The 18,555-nt window shown below is 73.8% G+C and carries 17 protein-coding genes; 13 read left to right on the forward strand and 4 right to left on the reverse strand.

Going from position 1 to position 18,555, the window contains the following annotated elements; genetic code table 11:
* Positions 1-79 precede the first annotated feature (79 nt).
* The 10 genes from DEFCA_RS0101370 to DEFCA_RS23920 are packed head-to-tail and all read left to right on the forward strand — an operon-like array spanning position 80 to position 9,416.
* Positions 80-742, forward strand: a complete 663-nt coding sequence (locus DEFCA_RS0101370; RefSeq protein ID WP_025321258.1) for a MotA/TolQ/ExbB proton channel family protein — start codon at positions 80-82, stop codon at positions 740-742.
* Positions 732-1,148: an ExbD/TolR family protein gene (locus DEFCA_RS0101375; protein ID WP_169709399.1), complete on the forward strand. Its 417-nt coding sequence runs from the start codon at positions 732-734 to the stop codon at positions 1,146-1,148. Before DEFCA_RS0101370 ends, DEFCA_RS0101375 begins: the two co-directional genes overlap by 11 nt.
* Positions 1,145-2,059 (forward strand): hypothetical protein, encoded by a 915-nt coding sequence (locus tag DEFCA_RS20115; RefSeq protein ID WP_025321260.1) that lies wholly within the window; start codon positions 1,145-1,147, stop codon positions 2,057-2,059. Before DEFCA_RS0101375 ends, DEFCA_RS20115 begins: the two co-directional genes overlap by 4 nt.
* A gap of 22 nt (positions 2,060-2,081) precedes the next feature.
* A complete protein-coding gene (locus tag DEFCA_RS0101385) occupies positions 2,082-2,777 on the forward strand; it encodes a hypothetical protein (protein WP_025321261.1) in 696 nt (231 codons plus the stop codon).
* A complete protein-coding gene (locus DEFCA_RS0101390) occupies positions 2,774-3,703 on the forward strand; it encodes a tetratricopeptide repeat protein (RefSeq protein ID WP_025321262.1) in 930 nt (309 codons plus the stop codon). Before DEFCA_RS0101385 ends, DEFCA_RS0101390 begins: the two co-directional genes overlap by 4 nt.
* Positions 3,696-4,241, forward strand: coding sequence for a hypothetical protein (locus DEFCA_RS0101395; protein ID WP_025321263.1), 546 nt, complete (start codon positions 3,696-3,698; stop codon positions 4,239-4,241). Before DEFCA_RS0101390 ends, DEFCA_RS0101395 begins: the two co-directional genes overlap by 8 nt.
* Entirely contained in the window at positions 4,238-5,104 is an 867-nt protein-coding gene (locus DEFCA_RS0101400; RefSeq protein ID WP_025321264.1) for an NHL repeat-containing protein, read from the forward strand. Before DEFCA_RS0101395 ends, DEFCA_RS0101400 begins: the two co-directional genes overlap by 4 nt.
* Positions 5,101-5,310 carry a hypothetical protein gene (locus DEFCA_RS0101405; RefSeq protein WP_025321265.1) on the forward strand — a complete coding sequence of 70 codons (210 nt, stop codon included), beginning with the start codon at positions 5,101-5,103 and terminating at the stop codon, positions 5,308-5,310. The genes DEFCA_RS0101400 and DEFCA_RS0101405 overlap by 4 nt, the downstream gene beginning before the upstream one ends.
* The gene (locus DEFCA_RS23915) at positions 5,307-8,120 is read left to right on the forward strand and encodes a cytochrome c3 family protein (protein WP_025321266.1); all 2,814 of its coding nucleotides are present in this window, start codon (positions 5,307-5,309) and stop codon (positions 8,118-8,120) included. Before DEFCA_RS0101405 ends, DEFCA_RS23915 begins: the two co-directional genes overlap by 4 nt.
* A 12-nt stretch (positions 8,121-8,132) precedes the next feature.
* Positions 8,133-9,416 carry a HEAT repeat domain-containing protein gene (locus DEFCA_RS23920; protein WP_025321267.1) on the forward strand — a complete coding sequence of 428 codons (1,284 nt, stop codon included), beginning with the start codon at positions 8,133-8,135 and terminating at the stop codon, positions 9,414-9,416.
* A gap of 70 nt (positions 9,417-9,486) precedes the next feature.
* Here DEFCA_RS23920 and DEFCA_RS0101420 read toward each other — a convergent pair whose 3' ends face one another.
* The 4 genes from DEFCA_RS0101420 to speD all read right to left on the reverse strand — a co-directional run bounded on the left by DEFCA_RS0101420 (position 9,487) and on the right by speD (position 15,324).
* Complete coding sequence (locus DEFCA_RS0101420; protein WP_025321268.1) at positions 9,487-12,591, reverse strand: efflux RND transporter permease subunit; 3,105 nt, start codon at positions 12,589-12,591, stop codon at positions 9,487-9,489.
* A gap of 7 nt (positions 12,592-12,598) precedes the next feature.
* Entirely contained in the window at positions 12,599-13,729 is a 1,131-nt protein-coding gene (locus DEFCA_RS0101425; protein WP_169709400.1) for an efflux RND transporter periplasmic adaptor subunit, read from the reverse strand.
* Positions 13,726-14,316 carry a TetR/AcrR family transcriptional regulator gene (locus tag DEFCA_RS20120; protein WP_025321270.1) on the reverse strand — a complete coding sequence of 197 codons (591 nt, stop codon included), beginning with the start codon at positions 14,314-14,316 and terminating at the stop codon, positions 13,726-13,728. The genes DEFCA_RS0101425 and DEFCA_RS20120 overlap by 4 nt, the downstream gene beginning before the upstream one ends.
* Before the next feature lie 576 nt (positions 14,317-14,892).
* Positions 14,893-15,324 (reverse strand): adenosylmethionine decarboxylase, encoded by a 432-nt coding sequence (speD, locus tag DEFCA_RS0101435; RefSeq protein WP_025321271.1) that lies wholly within the window; start codon positions 15,322-15,324, stop codon positions 14,893-14,895.
* 597 nt (positions 15,325-15,921) lie between these two features.
* Here speD and plsY point away from each other — a divergent pair.
* The 3 genes from plsY to DEFCA_RS0101450 are packed head-to-tail and all read left to right on the forward strand — an operon-like array spanning position 15,922 to position 18,508.
* Complete coding sequence (gene plsY, locus DEFCA_RS0101440; protein ID WP_025321272.1) at positions 15,922-16,512, forward strand: glycerol-3-phosphate 1-O-acyltransferase PlsY; 591 nt, start codon at positions 15,922-15,924, stop codon at positions 16,510-16,512.
* Entirely contained in the window at positions 16,509-17,921 is a 1,413-nt protein-coding gene (gene selA / locus DEFCA_RS0101445; RefSeq protein ID WP_025321273.1) for an L-seryl-tRNA(Sec) selenium transferase, read from the forward strand. Before plsY ends, selA begins: the two co-directional genes overlap by 4 nt.
* Positions 17,918-18,508, forward strand: coding sequence for a LemA family protein (locus tag DEFCA_RS0101450; RefSeq protein WP_025321274.1), 591 nt, complete (start codon positions 17,918-17,920; stop codon positions 18,506-18,508). The genes selA and DEFCA_RS0101450 overlap by 4 nt, the downstream gene beginning before the upstream one ends.
* Positions 18,509-18,555 lie beyond the last annotated feature (47 nt).

The following is an 18,555-nucleotide window of genomic DNA, read 5'->3' on the forward strand; positions in this document are numbered from 1 at the left end:
CGGTGACGCTGGAATCCCGAAGATTTTCAGCCGCCTCGCTGCCAAGCCGCCCAGCCGTCTCGAGAGGAGAGATCCTTACATGTGGGAACTGTTCCAAAAAGGCGGACCGACCATGTGGGTGCTCGTCGCCCTGTCGGTGGCGGGGCTCGCCGTGATCGTGGAGCGGCTGCTCGTGCTGTACCGGGCCCGGACCGACACCGAGGCGTTCACGGCGCGGATCGCGGCGGCGCTGGAGGCGCAGCGGTACGAGGAGGCCCTCGAGATGGCCCGGCGGGGCACGGGGGCCATGGCCCGGATCCTGGCCGCGGGCCTCGAGCGGATCCGGCGGGGCCGGACCGAGGTGGAGAAGGCGATCGAGGCCCGGGGGAACCTGGAGGTGTCCAAGCTGGAGCGGGGGCTGGTGTTCCTTCAGGCCGTGGCCAAGACGGCTCCGCTGGTGGGGTTCTTCGGAACGGTCTCCGGCATGATCAAGGCGTTCGAGGCCATGGGCCGGGCCGGGCTGGGCAACCCCGCCAACGTGGCCCTGGGCATCTCCGAGGCCCTGATCACCACGGCCGCCGGCCTGGCGGTGGCGATCCCGGCCTTCTTCTGTCACGCCCTGTTCGTGGGCAAGGTGAACCGGTTCGTGATGGAGCTGGAGGAAGGGTCGATCCGGTTCCTCGAGGCGCTGGAGGAGGCCGAGGAGCGGCAGGCCAAGAGCCTGGCCCGCTACGAGATCGGAGGGGAGTACCTTGAGATTTAAGCGCCGTCTCCCCCCGGACGACGAGGGCGTCCCCATGGCCTCCATGGCCGACATCGCGTTCCTGCTGATCATCTTCTTCATGCTGACCACGGTGTTCAGCGTGGACCGGGGGCTCCTCATCGAGCTGCCCGAGACCGAGGTGGGGGAGCCGGTGGAGGTGCGGGAGATGGTGATCACGATCCCGGCCGAGGGGCCGGTGCACCTGGACGGCGAGCCGGTGGAGCTCCAGGACCTGGGGCCGCGGGTCAAGGAGGCCCGCCGCCGGAACCCCCGACGACCCGTGGTGGTCCGGAGCGACCGGCGGGTACCCTACGGCCGGGTGGCGGACGTGATGGACGAGCTGATCCAGGCCGGCGTCACCGACGTGGCGCTGCCCACGGTGCCCGAGAAGGGGGACGGTGGGTGAGGCACGGGTCGGGCGCCGATCCCCGGGACGCCCGGCTGCACCGGTTCGGGATCGCCCTGGGGCTGGTGCTGGCGCTGGGGGTGCACGCCCTGCTGCTGTGGGGGCCCGATGTGTCGTACCGGCCCGTGCTCGAGAGGGCTCGGATCCGCCGGGTCATGCGGGTCCGGCCCTACGTGCCGCCTCCGCCCCGGCCCGAGCCCCCGCCCAGGCCGGGCACGGGGGCGGCCAAGCCCGCACCGGCCCCGCGGCCCGCGCCGACGCCGGCGCGGGCCGCCCCGGCGCCCGCGGCGTCCCTGCCGGCGCCCGCCCCTGGGCCGCCGGCAGGGGTGCAGCCCCGGCCGGGCCTTCCCGAGCCCCAGGTCCGACGGCCCGGGGCTCCGGTGGCCGAGAGCCGGGCCGAGCCCCGGCCCCCGGCTCCGCCGCGGCCGGCGCAGGTGGCGCCCGAGCCCCAGCCGGACGAGTGGTCCGCCGTGCTGGCCGAGCTGGAGGCCCGGCGCAGGGCCCTGGGCGCGGACCAGGGGGCGGCATCCGGGGAGCAGGAGGCCGTGGGAGCGGGCCCGGGCGGTGCCGGGGCCGGCCCGGGGGAGGAGGGATACCTGGATCCCCGCATCCGGGTCACCGTGGTCTCGTATCCGCCCACCTCCATCGAGGAGCTTCACCCCCCCATCTCGTACCCGGACCTGCGGTTCCACCGCCGGGAGCTGCAGAAGGGGATCTGCCGGGTGTGGTACCGGGTGTGGACCGACCGGACGGGACGGATCGTGAAGACCCAGCTCAAGGCGCCGGCCAGCCGGGAGGAACAGGAACTCTATGCCCCGTTCGTGGACGCGGTGGTGAAGAGTGTGGAGTCGTGGCCGTTCGAACGCCGTGAGGCGGAGATCCATGTGGACGTTCTGTTCGAGATCGAGTAGGGCGTGGCGGCTTGGGGGCCTGGTGGGGATCGCGCTGGCGGCGTGGGCCGTGGCCGCGGTCGCCGCAGGGCCCGACCCGTGCCTCGAGTGCCACGGCGTGCCCGGGTTCGGCACGGCCGGCCGGCCCCGGTGGGTCCTTCCCGAGGCCTACCGGGCCGGGGTCCACGGCCGCCTGGCCTGCGGCGACTGCCACAAGGGGGCCGAGGTGTTCCCCCACCCGGAGCCCAAGGTGCGCTGTGACCTGCCGTGTCACGTGCCCGACGCGAGCCACGCCGAGCTGGCGGCCTCCGAGGCCTCGGGTGCCCACGCACGGATCGCCGATCCCCCCTGCCTGGCGTGCCACGGCGGGGCGGCCAGGCCCGAGAACCCGGACGATCCCTGCCTGGGGTGCCATGCAGAGGTGGAGGCCCCGGTGGTCAGATACCCCGACACGCCGGGCGCCTTCGGCGCCCGGGCCCACCGGGAGGCCGGGTCCCGGGCGCCGGGGTGCACGGACTGCCACGGGGTGCACGGGGTGGCCGCCGGCGAGGAGGCCCGGGCCGCCTGTGCCGCGGCGGCCTGCCACCCCGGCGCGCCCCCCGGGTTCTCGGCCCTGTTCGACCACCGCCGCGACCCGGCGGCGCCGGTGTGGGGAGGGGCGCGGCCCGCCCTGGCGTGGGCGGGGCTGGCCGTGGGTCTGGTGCTCGTCCTGCACGCCCTGGGAGGGAGAAGGCCGTGACCCCCCGCCCCCGCACCGTGGAGGTTCTCGACCCGGTGGACCGGTGGCTCCACCTGGGCGCCATCGCCGGCATGGCCGGGGCGCTGGCCACCGGCCCCGCCCTGGAGACCCCGGCCTTGGCGAAGATGCTCGGGCCCCTGGACCCCAGTTTGGTCCACGGCGCCTCGGCCGCGGTGCTGGTGCTCGTGGCCGCCCTCCATGGGGTGCGGGTGTGCCTGGGGTGGCTCGAGGGAAGAAACCCCTGGGGGCTGCTGCCCCGGCCGGGGGACCTGGCGAGCCTGCTCCGGGCGCTCGCTCCGTTCGGGCCGCCGGAGCGGCGGGGCCGGTACTCCCACCGGGAGCGGTTGGCGTACCTGGGGTTCGCGGTGGTCGTGCCGGCGTTGCTGGTGACCGGCTGGGCCGAGGCCCACCCGACCTGGGCGGTCCGGTGGCTCGGCCCCGGCGGGCTGGTGGCGGCGGCGCGGGTCCACTCCGCCCTGGGGCTGGCCGCTCTCATCCCCCTGGGGTGGCACCTGTTCTTCGCGCTGCTGGCCCCGGAGAAGCTCCCCTGGAACCCCGCGTGGTTGACCGGCCGGGTACCCCTGACGCTTGCCGAACGGGCGTGGCCGGCCTGGGTCGAGGAGGCCGAAGCTCCGGAAGCCGTCGCAGAGGCGGCACCTCCCTCGGTGGAGGACCTCCTCGAGGCCGGAAACGCCGCGGCCCGGGCCCAGGACTGGGACGCGGCCGTGGCCGCCTACCGGGAGGCCCTGAGCCTGTACCCGGGGTACTCCCAGGCCCTGTTCAACCTGGGCCTCGTGTGCTGGAAGGCCGGCCGCAAGGAGGAGTGCCGCGGGGCCCTGGGGCGGTTCCTGGAGCAGGACCCGTTCAGCCCGGTGGCGCCGCGGGCCCGGGAGATCCTGGCCCGGCTGGAGGACGACCGTGGCTAGCGGGTGGGTCCGACGGCTCGGTTCGGTGGTGGCCGTGGGGCTCCTGGCCGCCGCGGGGTGGGGATACGCGCGGCTTCCCGGGTCGGCCGGGCCGGCGGGGCCGCCTCCGAGGGCCGAGGTGCCGCGGCCCGAGCCGTTCCACGCGTACGACCGCGGCCGCCTGGCGGAGCCCGGTGGGTACTGCACCTCCTGCCACCCGGCCGCCGCCCATCTGCGGGATCCGGTCCTTCGCGCGTTCCGGAACCTGCACTGGGTGGGGCTGGACTGCGGGGTCTGCCACCTGGCCGGGCCCCGGCTCACGGTGCGGCGGTTCCCGGACCGGGGAAACCGGCTGTTTGCCGCACGAAGGACCCCGGAGGGGTGGCAGGCCGTGGACCGGCCGGGCGCGGGCGCCCGGTTCCGAGCCCAGGGGCTCGCCTGCCGGCAGTGCCACCGCAGGGGCAGCCCGTGGCTGAACGGGCCCGGGCTGTTCGACGCCTACCGTCGCCGGCTCCTGGAGGACCTCGCGGTGCTGCGGCGGCTGGAGGGGGTGCGGTGAGGGGCTCCGGAGGGGTGGGCAACGGTACGGGGGGATGGGGCGGGGCCGCGGTCCTGGTCCTCCTCCTGTGGGCCTGGGGGGCGTGGGCCGGGGGCCCCCGGCCGTTTCGGGTGCCCCTGCCCGCCATGAACCAGCCCCGGTCGTTCGCGGTGGACCGCGACGGGAGGGTGTGGTGGGTGGAGGACCTGTCGGGCCGGGTTCTGCGCGGCCGGCCGGGGGGGCGGGCGGCCGAGGTGCCGGGGGTGCCCCGGCCGGCCGCGGTGGCCGCGGCGCCGGAGGGCGCCGTGCTGGTCCTCCATTCCGGCGCCGGGGGGTTCCGGCTCGCCCTGTGGGCCGGGGGGGAGCGCCGGAGCGTTCCCCTGATCGCGGAGCCGCCCCTCGGCGATCCGGCGGGCATGGCCGCCCGGGACGGGATCGTCTGGGTGGTGGACCGTCGCCCCAGGCGGGTGGTGCTGTTCGCCTACGACGGCTCGGCCCTGGCGTGGACCGACCTGTCCGAGCGGGCCCGGGCCCCGTTCTCGGTGGCCCTGGGGCCGGCAGGCGAAGGATACGTGACCGACCCGGCCGGGCCGGCCGTGCTGGCGTTCAACCCGTCGGGCGCGTATCTGGGCACCCTCGACGTCGGCGGCACGGGCCTGACCCGCCCCACCGGCGTGACGGTGGACGGGAAGGGCCGGGTCTGGGTGTCGGACGGGGTGACGGGCGTGCTGGTGCTTCTGGACCCGGCGAGGGGCGGCACGACGGTGCGGGCGAACGGACGGGCGATCCGCTTCGCCGATCCGTTGCGCCTGCGGTGGCGGAAAAGAGTCTGGGTGCTCGACGCAGCACCGGGCCGGATGTGGACCGTGGAGGAACCGCCGTGAGCCGAAAATGGGAGTACGGGCAGATCTTCGTGCCCAACCCCGAGCCGTTCGGGGGGTTGCCCAAGGAGGCCCTCGACCTGGGTCGGGTCAAGCGGGCCGGGGAGGAGGGGTGGGAGCTGGTGACCACCATCCCCTACACCACCCCCCAGGGGGAGGTCCGCGGGGCCTTCTTCATCTTCAAGCGGGAGGCCCCGGCCGACGAATGATCTGGCTCGTGCTGCTCGGCCTCCTCCTGTGGTGCCCGCCGGCGCGGGCCGCGGCCGTGGACGACTGGCCCTGCGTGACCTGCCACCCCTCGCGGGACCGGGCCGCCTTCGACCTGCTGCGGGAGGACCGCACCGTGATCCTGGGGGACGAGGCGGCCCAGGAGCGGGTGTGCCGGTCCTGCCACAACGGGTCGGTGGTGGACAGCCGGCGCATCCTGGCCCGGGGCTCCCAGCACCCGTCCGGCGTGGCCGCGGCCCGGCCGCCCCCCGAGCCGTTCGCCCTGTACGGGGGCCGGATCGAGTGCGGCACCTGCCACTCCCCCCACGCCGGGGGCGAAGCCGGCCGGCGCTGGCTCCGGGTGCTGCCCCGGGGAAACGAGCCCTGCGCGTCGTGTCACCCGGGCCGAGCCGACCGGCACCTGGGCATGGAGTTGAGCCCGGAGGCGCGCGAGAGGATCTCGGCCCTGGGCGGCCGGACCGAGGGGGACACGGTGGTGTGCGCCACCTGCCACCGCCTCCACGGCGCCTCGGGCCGGGCCTTGCTGGTGGCGCCGTACGGGGACCGGGAGGACGGGCTGTGCCGGGTGTGCCACGCCCGGCTCCCGGCACCGCCCTCCCACCAGAAGGCGGGGTGCGGGTCGTGCCACCGGCCCCACCGGTCCGAGCCCCTCTTGGCCGAGGGGCGGCCGTGCCTGACGTGCCATCCCGACACCCAGACCCCGAGCGATCACCCGGCTGCGAGCCCCGTCTGCACCGACTGCCACGCCGTCCACAACCCGGTCCGACCCGAGGGAAGCCCCAAGGGCCTGCTCCGGATGCCCACCGACCGGAACCTGCTGTGCGGATCGTGCCACGCGGCCGAAGGAGCCGGGCCCCACGGCCGGGCCGTGCCGGTGGCCGCGGATCCGAAGAGCCTGGCCAGGCGGGGCATGGGGCTTGATGCGGGGGGCAACCTGGTGTGCACCACGTGTCACCGGGCCCACGGGGCGGCGGTTGCCCCCCTGCTGGTGGGCAGCCCGGGGGTCCGGTGCCTGTACTGCCATCCCGGCCAGAACCCGTTCGTGCCCGCCAACACTGGGGCCCACCCCGTGGCCGTGCCCCTGCCCGGGGGCCGGGTGCTCGGATGCTCCACCTGCCACGCGGCCCATCGGGCGAAGGCCGGTCCTGCGGACTGTCAGGGCTGCCACCCGATGGCCGAGGGGGGCCGCGGCCACGGCGGTCGGCCCGGGTGCGGCGCCTGCCACGACATCCACGGCACCGGTGCGCCCGCGGCCCGGTGCGCCGGGTGCCACGACGAGGGCCAGGTCCACCTGGGCGTCGCGTCGGAGGCCCGGCCGGGGCTGCCGGTGTTCGGGGGGACCGGCCGCCCGGCCCCCGAGGGGGAGGTGGGGTGCCCCACCTGCCACGACCCCCACCGGCCGGGGGCCCCGGTCCGCGGGGGGCAGAGGGCGTGCCTCGGGTGCCATCCGGACAAGCGCGAGGCGACCCGGGCCCCCCACGGGGGGGTATCGGGGTGTTTCTCGTGCCACCCGGGCCACGGGGACGAGGAGTCCCGGCCGGCAGAGGACCGGTGCCGGGCGTGCCACGGCCCGGACACGGTGAGCCTGGCGGCCCACACCCCGAAGGGAGCGCCGGCCTGGAAGGGCCTGGGGGAGCGGCTTCCCCTGTTCGACCGGGCCGGCCGGCGCAACCCCTTCGGGTTCATGACCTGCCCCACCTGCCACGACGTGCACCGGCCCGACGGGTTCCGGATGGAACCCCGCGATCCCCCCCGGCTGTGTCTGACCTGCCACGGCGACAAGGCGTCGCTGCTGGGTAGCCCACACGACCCCCGCTCGGGCGGGGCGGGGGCGGCCTGCGATGTGTGCCATCCCCAGCACTGCCGTGAGGGGGAGCCCCCCCTCTGGAGCCTGCGAGCCGAGGCCACCGGCACCTGGAACGACCGGAAGTGCACCGGCTGCCACGGCCCTTCTTCGGGCGGGCCGTGGCCCCACACCGGCCCCCGGTCCCACCCCGTGGACGTGGTGGTGCCCGAGTCCATGGAGGCCGGCGACCTGCCCCTGTACGACCCCCTCGGCGGGCGGGTGGGGCGCGTGCTGGCCTGCACCACCTGCCACGACCTCCACGGCGCGTGGAACCGGGAAGGCGAGCGGATCCCCTGGTTCCTGCGGATGCCGCCGGCCGACGGGGCCCTCTGCCAGCAGTGCCACCCCGCCGAGGCGGCGGTGCGGGGCACGGCCCACGACGTGCGCACGGACCCGCCCGACCCCCTGGGCCCCTGCGGACCCTGCCACCGCACCCACGGCGCGGTGGACCGGGCCCTGTGGGCCCTGGAGCCCGCGGCCGGGGACTACGCGCCGAACCGGCTGTGCCGGTCGTGCCACGGGCAGGAGGGGCCCCTGCCCGGGGAGCGGCCCCTCCTGCAGCACCACATGAAGGACGCCGAGCCCCTCCGGACGCCGCGGGGCACGATCTACCTCCAGCGGCCCATGCTCCTCACCGACACCTGGGCCCTCAAGACCGGGGAGGAGCCGCTGATTCCCTTGTACGACCGGCAGGGCAACGCCGGGCCCTCGGGGAACCTCCAGTGCGTCAGTTGCCACGACCCCCATCGGTGGAGCCCGTTCGGCAGCTTCGTGAAGCCGGGGTTCGGGGCCCTGGGGCCCAACGTGGTCACCCGGTTCCTGCGGCTGCGGGACCCCCAGCAGGCGGCTCGCAGCGTGTGTGCGGTGTGCCACCCAAAGGATGCGCCGGAGCGCTACCTCAAGTACCATCGGGCATGGACCGATGTGGGCGCGGAGTTTCGGTAGGAAAGGATCGGGATGGGCTGGATCGGATGGATCGTGTGGGTGGTGCTCGCGGCCACGGCCGCGGGGGCCGGGGACCTGGCCTCCCTCAAGGCCGACCTCACCGGGCCGGACGGAAACGCCCGCCGGAAGGCGGCGGAGGCCCTGGGCGAGATGGGGGGGGCGGAGGCGGTGGACCTGCTGGCCGCCGCCTACCGGGCGGAGGCCGAGGACGCCTTCGGGGTCAAGGCGGCCTGCGCTGTGGCCCTGGGCCGCACGGGCCGGCCCGAGGCCGCCGGGCCCCTGGCCGAGATGCTCGGGGACCGGGACTACTGGGTGCGCCGCAAGGCGGTCGAGGCCCTGGAATCGATCCCCGGCCCGGAGGCGGAACGCGCCTTGGCCCGGGCCGTGGGCGACGACGACCCCCGGGTGCGGGCCGCGGCGCTGGAGGCGCTGGGCCGCCGGGGCGGAGCGACCGACCTCCTGCGCGCGGGGTTGGACGACGACGACCCCCGGGTGCGGGCCGCGGCGCTCTCGGCCCTGGTGCAGGCCGGGGTGCCCGACTCGGACCGGCTGCTGGCCGAGGCGCTGGGGGAGGAGTCGTGGAGGGTTCGGCTGCGGGCCGCCGCGCTGCTCGCGGCCCGGGGCGACGCCCGGGGCCGCGAGGTGTTGGCCGGGGCGGTGCGCCAGGGGCGCCACGCCGGCACCGCGGTGCGCGAGTGGAGCTGCCTGGGCGCCGAGGCGGTGCCCGACCTGGCCGCCCTGTGGGCCGACCCCGAGGTGGCCCCACCCGAGAAGGGCCGGATCCTGGAGGTGCTGGAGCGCCTCGACTGCCGCGCCTCGACCCGCTTCTTCCTGTCGTTGGCCACCGACCCGGGGGCAGCGGCCGGGGACCGGGTCCGGGCCGTGATGGTGCTGTTCGACCGCAGGGGCCGGCTGGGGGCTGGGGACGTCCGGGCCGTGGCGGGGCTCCTGGACGAACCCGACCCGAACCTCAAGGCCGTGGCGCTACAGATCCTGCTGGACCGGGGGGGGCCGGAGTTCCTGGCCCAGATCGCCCCCCTGGCCGAGCACCCCAACCCGGTGGTGCGCCACTTCGCCCTGCAGAACCTGGCGGCCCACGGCGGCCCCGAGCACGAGGCGGTGTTCGTGCGGGCCCTGCAGGACCCCAAGGCCACCAACGTGCGCCTGGCCATGGAGACGCTGGGCCGCATCGGATCCCCGGCCGCCATCCGCGCGCTGGAGCCGTTCCTCGGTCAGCGCAAGTACCGCCGCTACGCCCAGGCCGCCATCGACGCGATTCGGGAGCGGTCCCCATAGGGGCCCGGCCCCTGGCTCGTTCGCTGTCGGGCGGGGGGCGCCCCCGGCTGGGCCGGGGGCGTGCCCCGCGCTAGCCCGCGGCCTCCCTCACCTTGGCCCGGCCCATCAGGAGCGAGCCCATCACCGGCACGATGCCCAGGGTCACCAGGGTGCTCACCAGCAAGCCCCCGATCACGGCGATGCCCAGGGGGTTCCACATCTCGTGCCCGGTCTGGCGCGACAGGGCCATGGGCAGCATGCCGAACGCGGTGGTGAGCGTGGTCATGAGCACGGGCCGGAGCCGGGTGCGGCCCGCCCTCAGCAGGGCCTCCTTGAGCTCCAGGCCCCTGGCCCGGAGCTGGATGGCGTAGTCCACGAGCACGATCGCGTTGTTCACCACGATGCCCACCAGCATGATGATGCCGATGAAGCTCATGAGCGACAGCGGCGTGCCCGTGGCCGCCAGGCCCAGGAACGCGCCGGTCAGGGCGAACGGCACCGAGAAGAAGATCACGAACGGGACCACCAGGCTCTCGAACTGGGCCGCCATCACCATGAACACGAGGACCATGCCGAGGGCCAGGAGCTGAAGCAGGTCGCGGAAGGCATCGGCCTTCTCCTTGACGTCGCCGCCGAACCGCACCGTGATCCCCTCGGGCAGGTCCATGCCGGCCAGGACCTTCTCCAGATCGGCCGTGACCTCCCCCAGGCTCCGGCCCACCACGTCGGCCGACACCGAGATCATGCGCTGCTGGTTCTTGCGGTCGATCTGCAGCGGGATCTCCCCCTCGGTGATCCGGGCCACGTCCTTCAGACGCACCATCCGGCCCGTGAGGGTCTTGAGCCGCAGGTCCTCCAGTTCGGCCCGGCCGGCCCGGTCCTGGGGCCGCAACCGTACGGTGATGTCGTAGTCGTCGCCGGCGTCCCGGAACTGGGTGTAGTCGGTGCCGAACACGGCCGTGCGCACGTCCCGGGCCAGCACGGCCAGGGGCAGGCCTAGCCGGCCCGCCTTCTCCCGGTCCACCTCCACCAGCCACTCGGTCTTCACGGGCTTGAGCGACCAGGAGGCGTCGCGCACCCCGGGCACCCGGCGCATCTTCTCCAGGATCGTGCCGGCCGTGGACCGCAGCCGCTCCCAGTCGTTGCCCAGCACCTCCACCACCAGGGGCTTGGCCCCGGCCCCGAAGAAGATCTTCTGGGCCGCCCCCACCGTGCGCACGCTGAGCTTCTCGATGTCGGGCACCTGGCGGTAGCGCCGCCGCAGGGCCTCGGCGATCTCGGTCACCGACCTCTGGCGCTCGGACCGGTCCACCAGCTTGGCCCCGATCCGCACCACCTGGTTGCCCTCCTCGAACCCCACGGCCGTGGCGATGCCCTGGCGGCTCTGGCCGGTCAGGGCGTACAGGGCCCGGACCTCGGGCACCTCTTCGTAGAAGATCTTCATGAGCCGCTCCACCACCCGGGTGGCCTCCTCGATGCGCACGTCCACGGGCAGCTCGGCGTTGACCTCGATCTCGCCGGTGTCGGTCTGGGGCATGAACTCCGAGCCGGTGCGCCGGGCGGCGCCGACCCCCAGGGCCAGGACCCCGGCGGCCACCACCAGGGTCGCGGCCCGGTGCCGGAGCATCCAGCCGAGCAGCCCGGCATAGGCGCGCTCGAGGCCGTCGAGCACGGCCTCGGTGGCCCGGAACAGCGCGCCGGTGAGGCCCCGGCGGCCGGCCTGGGGCTTGAGCAGCTTGCTCGCGGCCATGGGGGTGAGGGTCAGGCTCACCAGCAGGCTCGCCAGCAGGGTCAGGGTCACCAGGAACCCGAGCTGCTTGAACAGGATGCCCGCGATGCCCCCCAGGAACACCAGGGGCAGGAACACCGCGATGGTGGTCAGGGTGGAGGCCGACACGGCCAGGCCCACCTCGGAGGCTCCGTCCACGGCCGCCCGGGCCGGGGAGGCCTCGCCCTCCTCCAGGTGGCGGGTGATGTTCTCCAGCACCACGATGGCGTTGTCCACCACCATGCCGATGGCGATGGTCAGGCTCATGATGCTGATCAGGTTCAGGGTGAACCCGAACAGGTACATGGCGAAGAAGGTCACGATCATCGAGAACGGGATCGTGAGCGCCACCACCAGGCTCGGCCGCAGCCGCCGCAGGAACACGAAGGTGACCACCACCACCAGGAGCCCGCCCAGGTACAGGCTGGACTTCAGGTTGTTCACCATGTTCTCGATGTCCTCGGCCGAGTCCATGATGGTGCCCAGCTTCACGTCGGCCGGGAGGTTGCGCTCGATCTCGGGCAGCCGCCGCCGGATCTCGCGCACCACGTTCACGGTGTTGGCCCCGGACTGCTTCTGGATCATCAGCAGGATGCCGGTGCGGCCGTTGGTGAAGATCTCCTCGTACTTGTCCTTGAACGCGTCGTCCACCCGGGCCACGTCCCCCAGCCGCACTACCCGGCCCCGGCGCACGGCCACCGGCACGGCGGCCAGCTCCCGGGGCGACCGGAACCGGCCCGGCACCCGCACCGGCACGGCCCGCTTGCCGATCTTCACCTCGCCGGCCGGCATGTCCAGGTTCTCGCGCTTCAGGGCCTGCCCCAGGTCGTCCAGCGACAGCCCGTAGGCGGCGAGCCGGTCGTTGTCCACCTCGACCCGGATCTCCCGCTCGAGCCCGCCCCGGATGATCACCGCGCCCACGCCGGGGATGCGCTTCAGAACCGTTGCGATCTGCTTGTCCACGATCTGGTACAGGGCCCGGTACGACTCGGTGGCCTCCACCGACAGGAACAGGATCGGGAAGTTGGCCGACGAGAACTTGAACAGCAGGGGGTTCTCGATGTCCTTGGGCAGGTAGAACTTCGCGATGTCGAGCTTCTCGCGCACGTCGTTGGCGGCCTCGCCCAGGTCCGAGCCCCACTTGAACGTGCAGGTCACCACCGAGAGGCTGTCCTTGGAGATCGAGGTGATCCGGTCCAGGTTCGACACGATGCTGAGCCGGTCCTCGATCACCTTGGTGACGTTCGACTCCACGTCCCGGGCGTTGGCCCCCGGGTAGTAGGTGATGACCGAGATGGCCGGCGGGTCGATCCGGGGCAGCAGGTCGATGTCGAGCCGGGGCAGGCTCCACAGGCCGAACAGCAGCAGGGCCAGCAGGCCCATGAGCACGGCCACGGGCCGCCGGACGGAAAGGGATGGCAGGTTCATGGCCGCCTCACTCGCCCACGCGCTCGGTCACCCGCACCGCCGCGCCGGTGCGCACCACGCCCTCGCCCCGCACCACCACGTCCTCGCCCGCCTCGACCCCGGAGAGGATCTCCACCCGGTCCCCCAGGGCCACGCCGGGCTCCACGTCCCGGCGCTCGGCCCGCCTTTGGGGCGTGACCACGTACACGAACCACACCCCGCTGCCGGGCACCTTGCGCAGCGCGTCCCGGGGCACGGTCACCCCCTGGTGGGCGCCCACCTCGATCCGAACCCGGGCGAACATGCCGGGCCTGAGCGGCGTGCCCTTGGCCGGGAGAAGGATCTCCACTTCGCCGGTGTGGGTCACCGGGTCGAGCCGGGGCAGCACCCGGGCCACCCGGGCGTCGAACCACCGGTCGCCCAGGGCGTCCACGGCCACCCGGGCCCTCTGGCCCCGCCGCACCCGGGGAACGTCGGCCTCGGCCACCTGGGCCCGGAGCTTGAGCCGGTCGAGCCGGGCCAGGGTGAGCACGGGCCGGCCCCCGGCAGTGTCGCCCGGGTCCACCCGGCGGGCCGTGACCGTGCCGTTCCAGGGGGCCGTGACCACGTGGTAGGTGCGCCGCAGGTCGAGCTCCTCCAGGGTCTTCTCCAGGGCGGTGCGCTCGGCGTCCAGGGCGACGCGCTCGGCTCGGGCCACCTTGAGTTGGGCCTCCACGTGGTCGAGCTGCTGGCGGGGGCTCACCCCCTGCTCGAACAGGCTGCGGAACCGCCCGGTGTCGGCCTCCAACATGCCGATCCGGGCGTCCAAGGCCCGGGCCTTGGCGTCCAGCGCCTCCAGCCGGGCCCTCACGCCCTCGATCTGGGTGCGCACCAGCTCGTCGTCGAGCCGCACGAGCACCTGGCCCTTGCGCACCCGGTCGCCCTCGTCCACCGCCACCTCGGTCACGTCGACCCCCACCACCCGGGGCACCAGGTCGGCGGTCTCAAACGGCTCCAGGGTTCCCGTGCCCTCGGCCGTCTCCACGATCCGCTCGGCCCGGGCTCGGGCCACGGCCACGGGCACCTGGACCGGCGCGGCGTCCTCGGCCCGGCCGGCGGCCGGCACCGCCACCGCCAGGAGCACGAGGCCCCACAACAAGGCTCGGGATGCGCGGCTCACGGCGACACCCCCTTCCACACGCACCGGGCCACCAGCGCCGGCCGACCGGCCAGCCGGTCGAGGCGATCGTGGTTCAGGTCGTGCTCCACAAAGGTCCACAGGGTGCCCAGGAAGAACACGGCCGCGTCCTCGGGCCCCAGCCCCGGCGCCAGCTCGGCCCCGCGCCGGGCCAGGAACTGGGCCACCCGGGCCCGGTGGGCCTCGATCCGGTCCCAGATCTCGGCCCCGATCACCTGCCGGAACGCCACCCGGCTGCCCAGGGTCTCCTGGGCCACGGCCCGGCACACCAAGGGGTCGGCCTCAACCCGCTGCACCGCGGTGCGCGCGTAAGCCTCCAGGGCCTCGGGCAGGCTGGCCGGGGGGGCGTCGAGCACCTGCTCCGTGGCCTCGAACAGCCCGGTCAGGAACCGGTCCACCATGGCCCGGAACAGGGCCTCCTTGCTGGGGAAGTGCTTGTACAGGGTGCCCACCCCCATGCCCGCCTCCCGGGCGATCTCGGCCATCTGAGCGCCGTTGAACCCTCCGTGGGCGAACTTGCGGGCGGCCACCGCCAAAATCGTCTCTCGGGCGTTGTCCAGGGAACCCATGGGTCGTCCTCCCGGTTCGAATTGTGATTCGAACCGGGATTCTGGACCCGCCCGCAGCGATTGTCAACCCCTGCGGCCCGTTGCTGAGCGAAGAATCTCCCGTCAGGCCCCCGCGGCGCCGGCAACGGCTCTCCACCCGGCCCTTTGCCCCTGAGCAGGGGGCGATCGCTCCTATTCAACCGCTGGGTGGCGAGGCTTAAGTATTGCCAGACTGGTGCGCTTTCCCCTCGGGGAGTGCGGGGTGGGGGCCTGGTGGAGCGCCGGGTGCGGCCCCTTCGCTCGCCGCGCCCCCCGAATGTCCGGATCGCCTCCGGATCCCAAGGTTTCCGCTATCGTGGCTTGGATGGGCGGGTAAGCGGCGGCATGAGAAGGCGCGGCGATCGGATGCCGCACTCGCGCCCGGCCGGAACCAGGCCCCCACCCCGCACCCTGGCGATACGTTTGGGGGTCTTGTTGACCCGGCGGCAAGATAGGCGCGTCACCTCGGAGGGCGGGGCAAGGGACCTGCCTCCGGGTCCAACGAAAAAGGCCCCGCGGATGCGGGGCCTCGGGGGCGGGGCGAAGGCGGCCGGCGGGTCAGGCGTTGCCGTCGATGATGCGGAGCTGGGGGGCGGTCGGGTCGTCGCCGGTCCACACGGTCTCCTCCCCCTGGTCCGGGCCCACGAACCGGGCCACCTCCCGGATGCGCACGTCGCCCAGGTCGAGCTCCTCCCGCAGGTACCGCAGCAGGTCGGCGGGGTTGGTCTCGCCGCAGGTGAACACGTCCAGGGCCACCAGTCCGTCGTCCGCGTAGCTGTGGGCCGACACGTGGCTCTCGTCCAGGAGCACCATGGCCGTGAACCCGGGGGGGGAGTTGTGCCCGAAGTGGTACCTCACCTGCGAGATCACGTTGGCGCCGGCGCGGGTGGCGGCCCGGGCCATGGCCTCGAGGAACCGCTTGTCGTCCAGGCACACCTCCCGGTCCACGTTCCAGCAGTCCACAAGAAGATGGCGGCCCTTGCTGTTCATGGCGATCCCCTCCGTGCTCGGAGCCCCTAGTACGGTGCAAAGCCGCGTCATTATAGGGACCGGCCGCCGGAAGTAAAGAAAAAAATGGTCCGCGGCCCCCACCCGGACGCCGCCGTTGTCGCCCGGCAGACCCTGTGTTAGGTTTCGGCAGTCCGGGAGTCAGAGGACAGCTCGGGTGGGCCGCCGGGCGGCCTGTTTACGGGGTACAGACTTTGTGTGCGTCTCGGTCCGAGCGCTGCGTGCGGGGCATGGGTTTCAGGGACCAGATTTCAGTGGACAGAGGACAGCAACATCCCGAAAAACGGGCTGGTTTCTCGGAGACATCCTAATAATAAGGTCATCCGATAGCCTTCCCCTGTCCTCCGTCTACTGAATTCTGTCCACTGACACGGCCGCGCCCGGCTCTCCGACAGGTCCCTTGCCCTCCGAGATGGTGAGGTGAGGCCAAAGAGGCGTGATCACGCTTGGAATGCTGGGAGATCACGGAGGGTTTCAAGCCTTCTAGCCTTCCCGTTTCCTAGCCTCCCAGCGGGCCGAAGGCCCCAGACCGACGACCGTTGACGGTAGACCGACGACCGAAGTCGAGGAGGAGAATCCGTGCGTTGGTTGGTGCTCGTGGTGTTCGCCTACCTGTTGGGTTCCGTGCCCACCGGGCTGGTGCTGGCCAAGGCGTTCGGTCTCGGGGATCCCCGCCGGGGAGGCTCCGGCAACATCGGGGCCACCAACGTGGGCCGCACCCTGGGCAAGAAGTGGGGGGCGGTGACCCTGCTCGGCGACGCCTTGAAGGGATTCATTCCCACGGCGCTGGCGCTGGGGGCGTTCTCGTCGCCGTGGGCCGTGGTGAGCGTGGGGTTCGCGGCGTATCTGGGCCACCTGTTTCCCCTGTACCTGCGGTTCAAGGGCGGCAAAGGGGTGGCCACGGGCCTGGGGGTGTTCCTGGCCCTGGCGCCGGGCAGCGTATTCTGGGCCGCGGTGGTGTTTGCCGTGCTGGTGTGGCGGTTCCGCTGGGTGAGCCTGGGCAGCCTGGGGGCGGCCGCTGCCCTGCCCCTGATCCTGGCCTTTTTCGGCCACCCGCTCGCCGTGGTGGTGCTGGGCCTGGCGGTCGGGGGATTCACCTTCTGGACCCATCGGGCCAACATCGAGCGGCTCCTGGACGGCGCCGAGCACCGCGTGGGGCAACCGGGATGAGCGCAGCCGAGGCCCTCAGGCGGCTGCCCGCGGTGGATCGGGTGCTCCAGCACCCCGAGGTGCGCGCGGCCGTGGAGCGGGGCGACCTGCCCCGGCCCGCCGTGGTCGAGGCCGCCCGGGAGGTGCTCGAGCGGATCCGGAGCCGGGTGCGGGAGGGCGGGGGGGACGTGCCCGGCCTCGACGAGGTGGCCCGCCAGACCCTGGCCCGGGCCGGCCGGCGGGTGGCGCCCCGGCTGGGTCGGGTGATCAACGCCACGGGCGTGGTGCTCCACACGAACCTGGGGCGGGCCCCGTTGGCCGAGGAGGCGCGCGAGGCCCTGCTGCGTGCGGCTGGGTACTGCAACGTGGAGTTCCGGCTGGCCACTGGCGAGCGCGGCCACCGCCACGAGGTGGTGGAGGAGGTGCTCCGGGAGCTCACCGGCGCGGAGGCGGCCTGCGTGGTGAACAACAACGCCGCGGCCGTGCTGTTGGGGCTCTCGGCCCTGGCCCGGGACCGGGAGGTGGTGGTGAGCCGGGGCGAGCTCGTGGAGATCGGAGGGTCGTTTCGGGTGCCCGACGTCATGGCCCAGAGCGGGGCCGTGCTCCGGGAGGTGGGCACCACCAACAAGACCCATCTCGATGATTACGAGCGGGCGATCGGGCCGGACACGGCCCTGCTGCTCAAGGTGCACACCTCCAACTACCGGATCCTCGGGTTCACCGCGTCCGTGCCGGCGGCCGACCTGGTGCGACTGGCCCGGGCTCACGGGCTGGCCGTGATGGAGGACCTGGGGAGCGGGTGCTTCGTGGACCTGGCCGGGGTCGGGGTCGAGCCCGAGCCGACGGTGGCCGAGGCCGTGGCGGCGGGGGTGGACCTGGTCACCTTCTCGGGCGACAAGCTGCTGGGCGGACCCCAGGCCGGCATCCTGGTGGGCCGCCGGGCCGCGGTGGATGCGTGCGCCCGCCACCCCCTGATGCGGGCCCTCCGGCCCGACAAGTTGACCCTGGCCGCCCTGGAGGCCACCCTGGGGCTGTACCGGGACCCGACGCGGGTGCTCGAGCGGGTGCCGGCGCTTCGGATGCTGTCCGCGTCCCTGGGGGAGCTGGAGGCCCGGGCCCGGGGCCTGGCAAGGGAGCTCGCCGAGCGGGTGGGCTCCCGGGCCGAGGTGGGGATGGCCCGGGACGTGTCCCGGGTGGGCGGCGGGGCCCTGCCCCTGGCGGAGCTCCCCACCTGGGTGGTGGAGATCCGGCCGGCGGGGGGCGGGGTGTCCGAGCTGGAGGCCCGGCTCCGGCGGCGCCGGCCGCCGGTGGTGGGCCGGGTACGCGAGGGGGTTTTGGTTCTCGACCCGCGCACGGTGGAGACCGAGGAGGAAGCGGATCTGGTCGAAGCCGTGGCCCGGGCTCTGGATTCGACGGAGGAGCAGAGATGAAGAAGGGATGGATCGCGCTGGGCGCCGTGGTTCTGGCGGTGCTCTTGGCCTACGGGTGGGTCAAGGGGACCTACAACGGGCTGGTGGCGGCCGAGGAGCAGGTGGCCAAGGCCTGGGCCGACGTGGAGAGCTCCTACCAGCGGCGGGCCGACCTGATCCCCAACCTGGTGGAGACGGTCAAGGGGTATGCGGCCCACGAGAAGGACGTGCTGACCCAGGTCACCGAGGCGCGCAGCCGGGTGGGCCAGATCCGGGTGGACGCCCGGGGGCTCACCCCCGGGGCCCTCGAACAGTTCCGCAAGGCCCAGCAGGGGCTGTCCGGGGCGCTGTCGCGCCTGCTGGCCGTGGCCGAGCGCTACCCCGACCTGAAGGCGAACCAGAACTTCCTGGACCTGCAGACCCAGCTCGAGGGCACCGAGAACCGGATCAACGTGGCCCGCACCCGGTACAACGAGGCGGCCCGGGCCTACAACACCCGGATCCGGTCGTTTCCGGCCAACCTGTTCGCCCGGGCGTTCGGGTTCGAGCCCAAGCCCTACTTCCAGGCAGAGGAGGGCGCCCAGACGGTGCCCAAGGTGAGGTTCTGACGTGGTCGTCGGTCTACGGTCGTCGGTCATCGGTCGGTGGGGAGCGC

The sequence above is a fragment of the Deferrisoma camini S3R1 genome, assembly GCF_000526155.1.
In the GTDB taxonomy this organism is placed as follows: domain Bacteria; phylum Desulfobacterota; class Deferrisomatia; order Deferrisomatales; family Deferrisomataceae; genus Deferrisoma; species Deferrisoma camini.

Bases quoted from the DNA above. Each gene is read 5' to 3' on its own strand.
- DEFCA_RS0101370 (WP_025321258.1), top strand. From the start codon at position 80: ATGTGGGAACTGTTCCAAAAAGGCGGACCGACCATGTGGGTGCTCGTC.
- DEFCA_RS23915 (WP_025321266.1), top strand. From the start codon at position 5,307: ATGATCTGGCTCGTGCTGCTCGGCCTCCTCCTGTGGTGCCCGCCGGCG.
- DEFCA_RS23920 (WP_025321267.1), top strand. From the start codon at position 8,133: ATGGGCTGGATCGGATGGATCGTGTGGGTGGTGCTCGCGGCCACGGCC.
- DEFCA_RS0101420 (WP_025321268.1), bottom strand. From the start codon at position 12,591: ATGAACCTGCCATCCCTTTCCGTCCGGCGGCCCGTGGCCGTGCTCATG.
- DEFCA_RS20120 (WP_025321270.1), bottom strand. From the start codon at position 14,316: ATGGGTTCCCTGGACAACGCCCGAGAGACGATTTTGGCGGTGGCCGCC.
- speD (WP_025321271.1), bottom strand. From the start codon at position 15,324: ATGAACAGCAAGGGCCGCCATCTTCTTGTGGACTGCTGGAACGTGGAC.
- selA (WP_025321273.1), top strand. From the start codon at position 16,509: ATGAGCGCAGCCGAGGCCCTCAGGCGGCTGCCCGCGGTGGATCGGGTG.
- DEFCA_RS0101450 (WP_025321274.1), top strand. From the start codon at position 17,918: ATGAAGAAGGGATGGATCGCGCTGGGCGCCGTGGTTCTGGCGGTGCTC.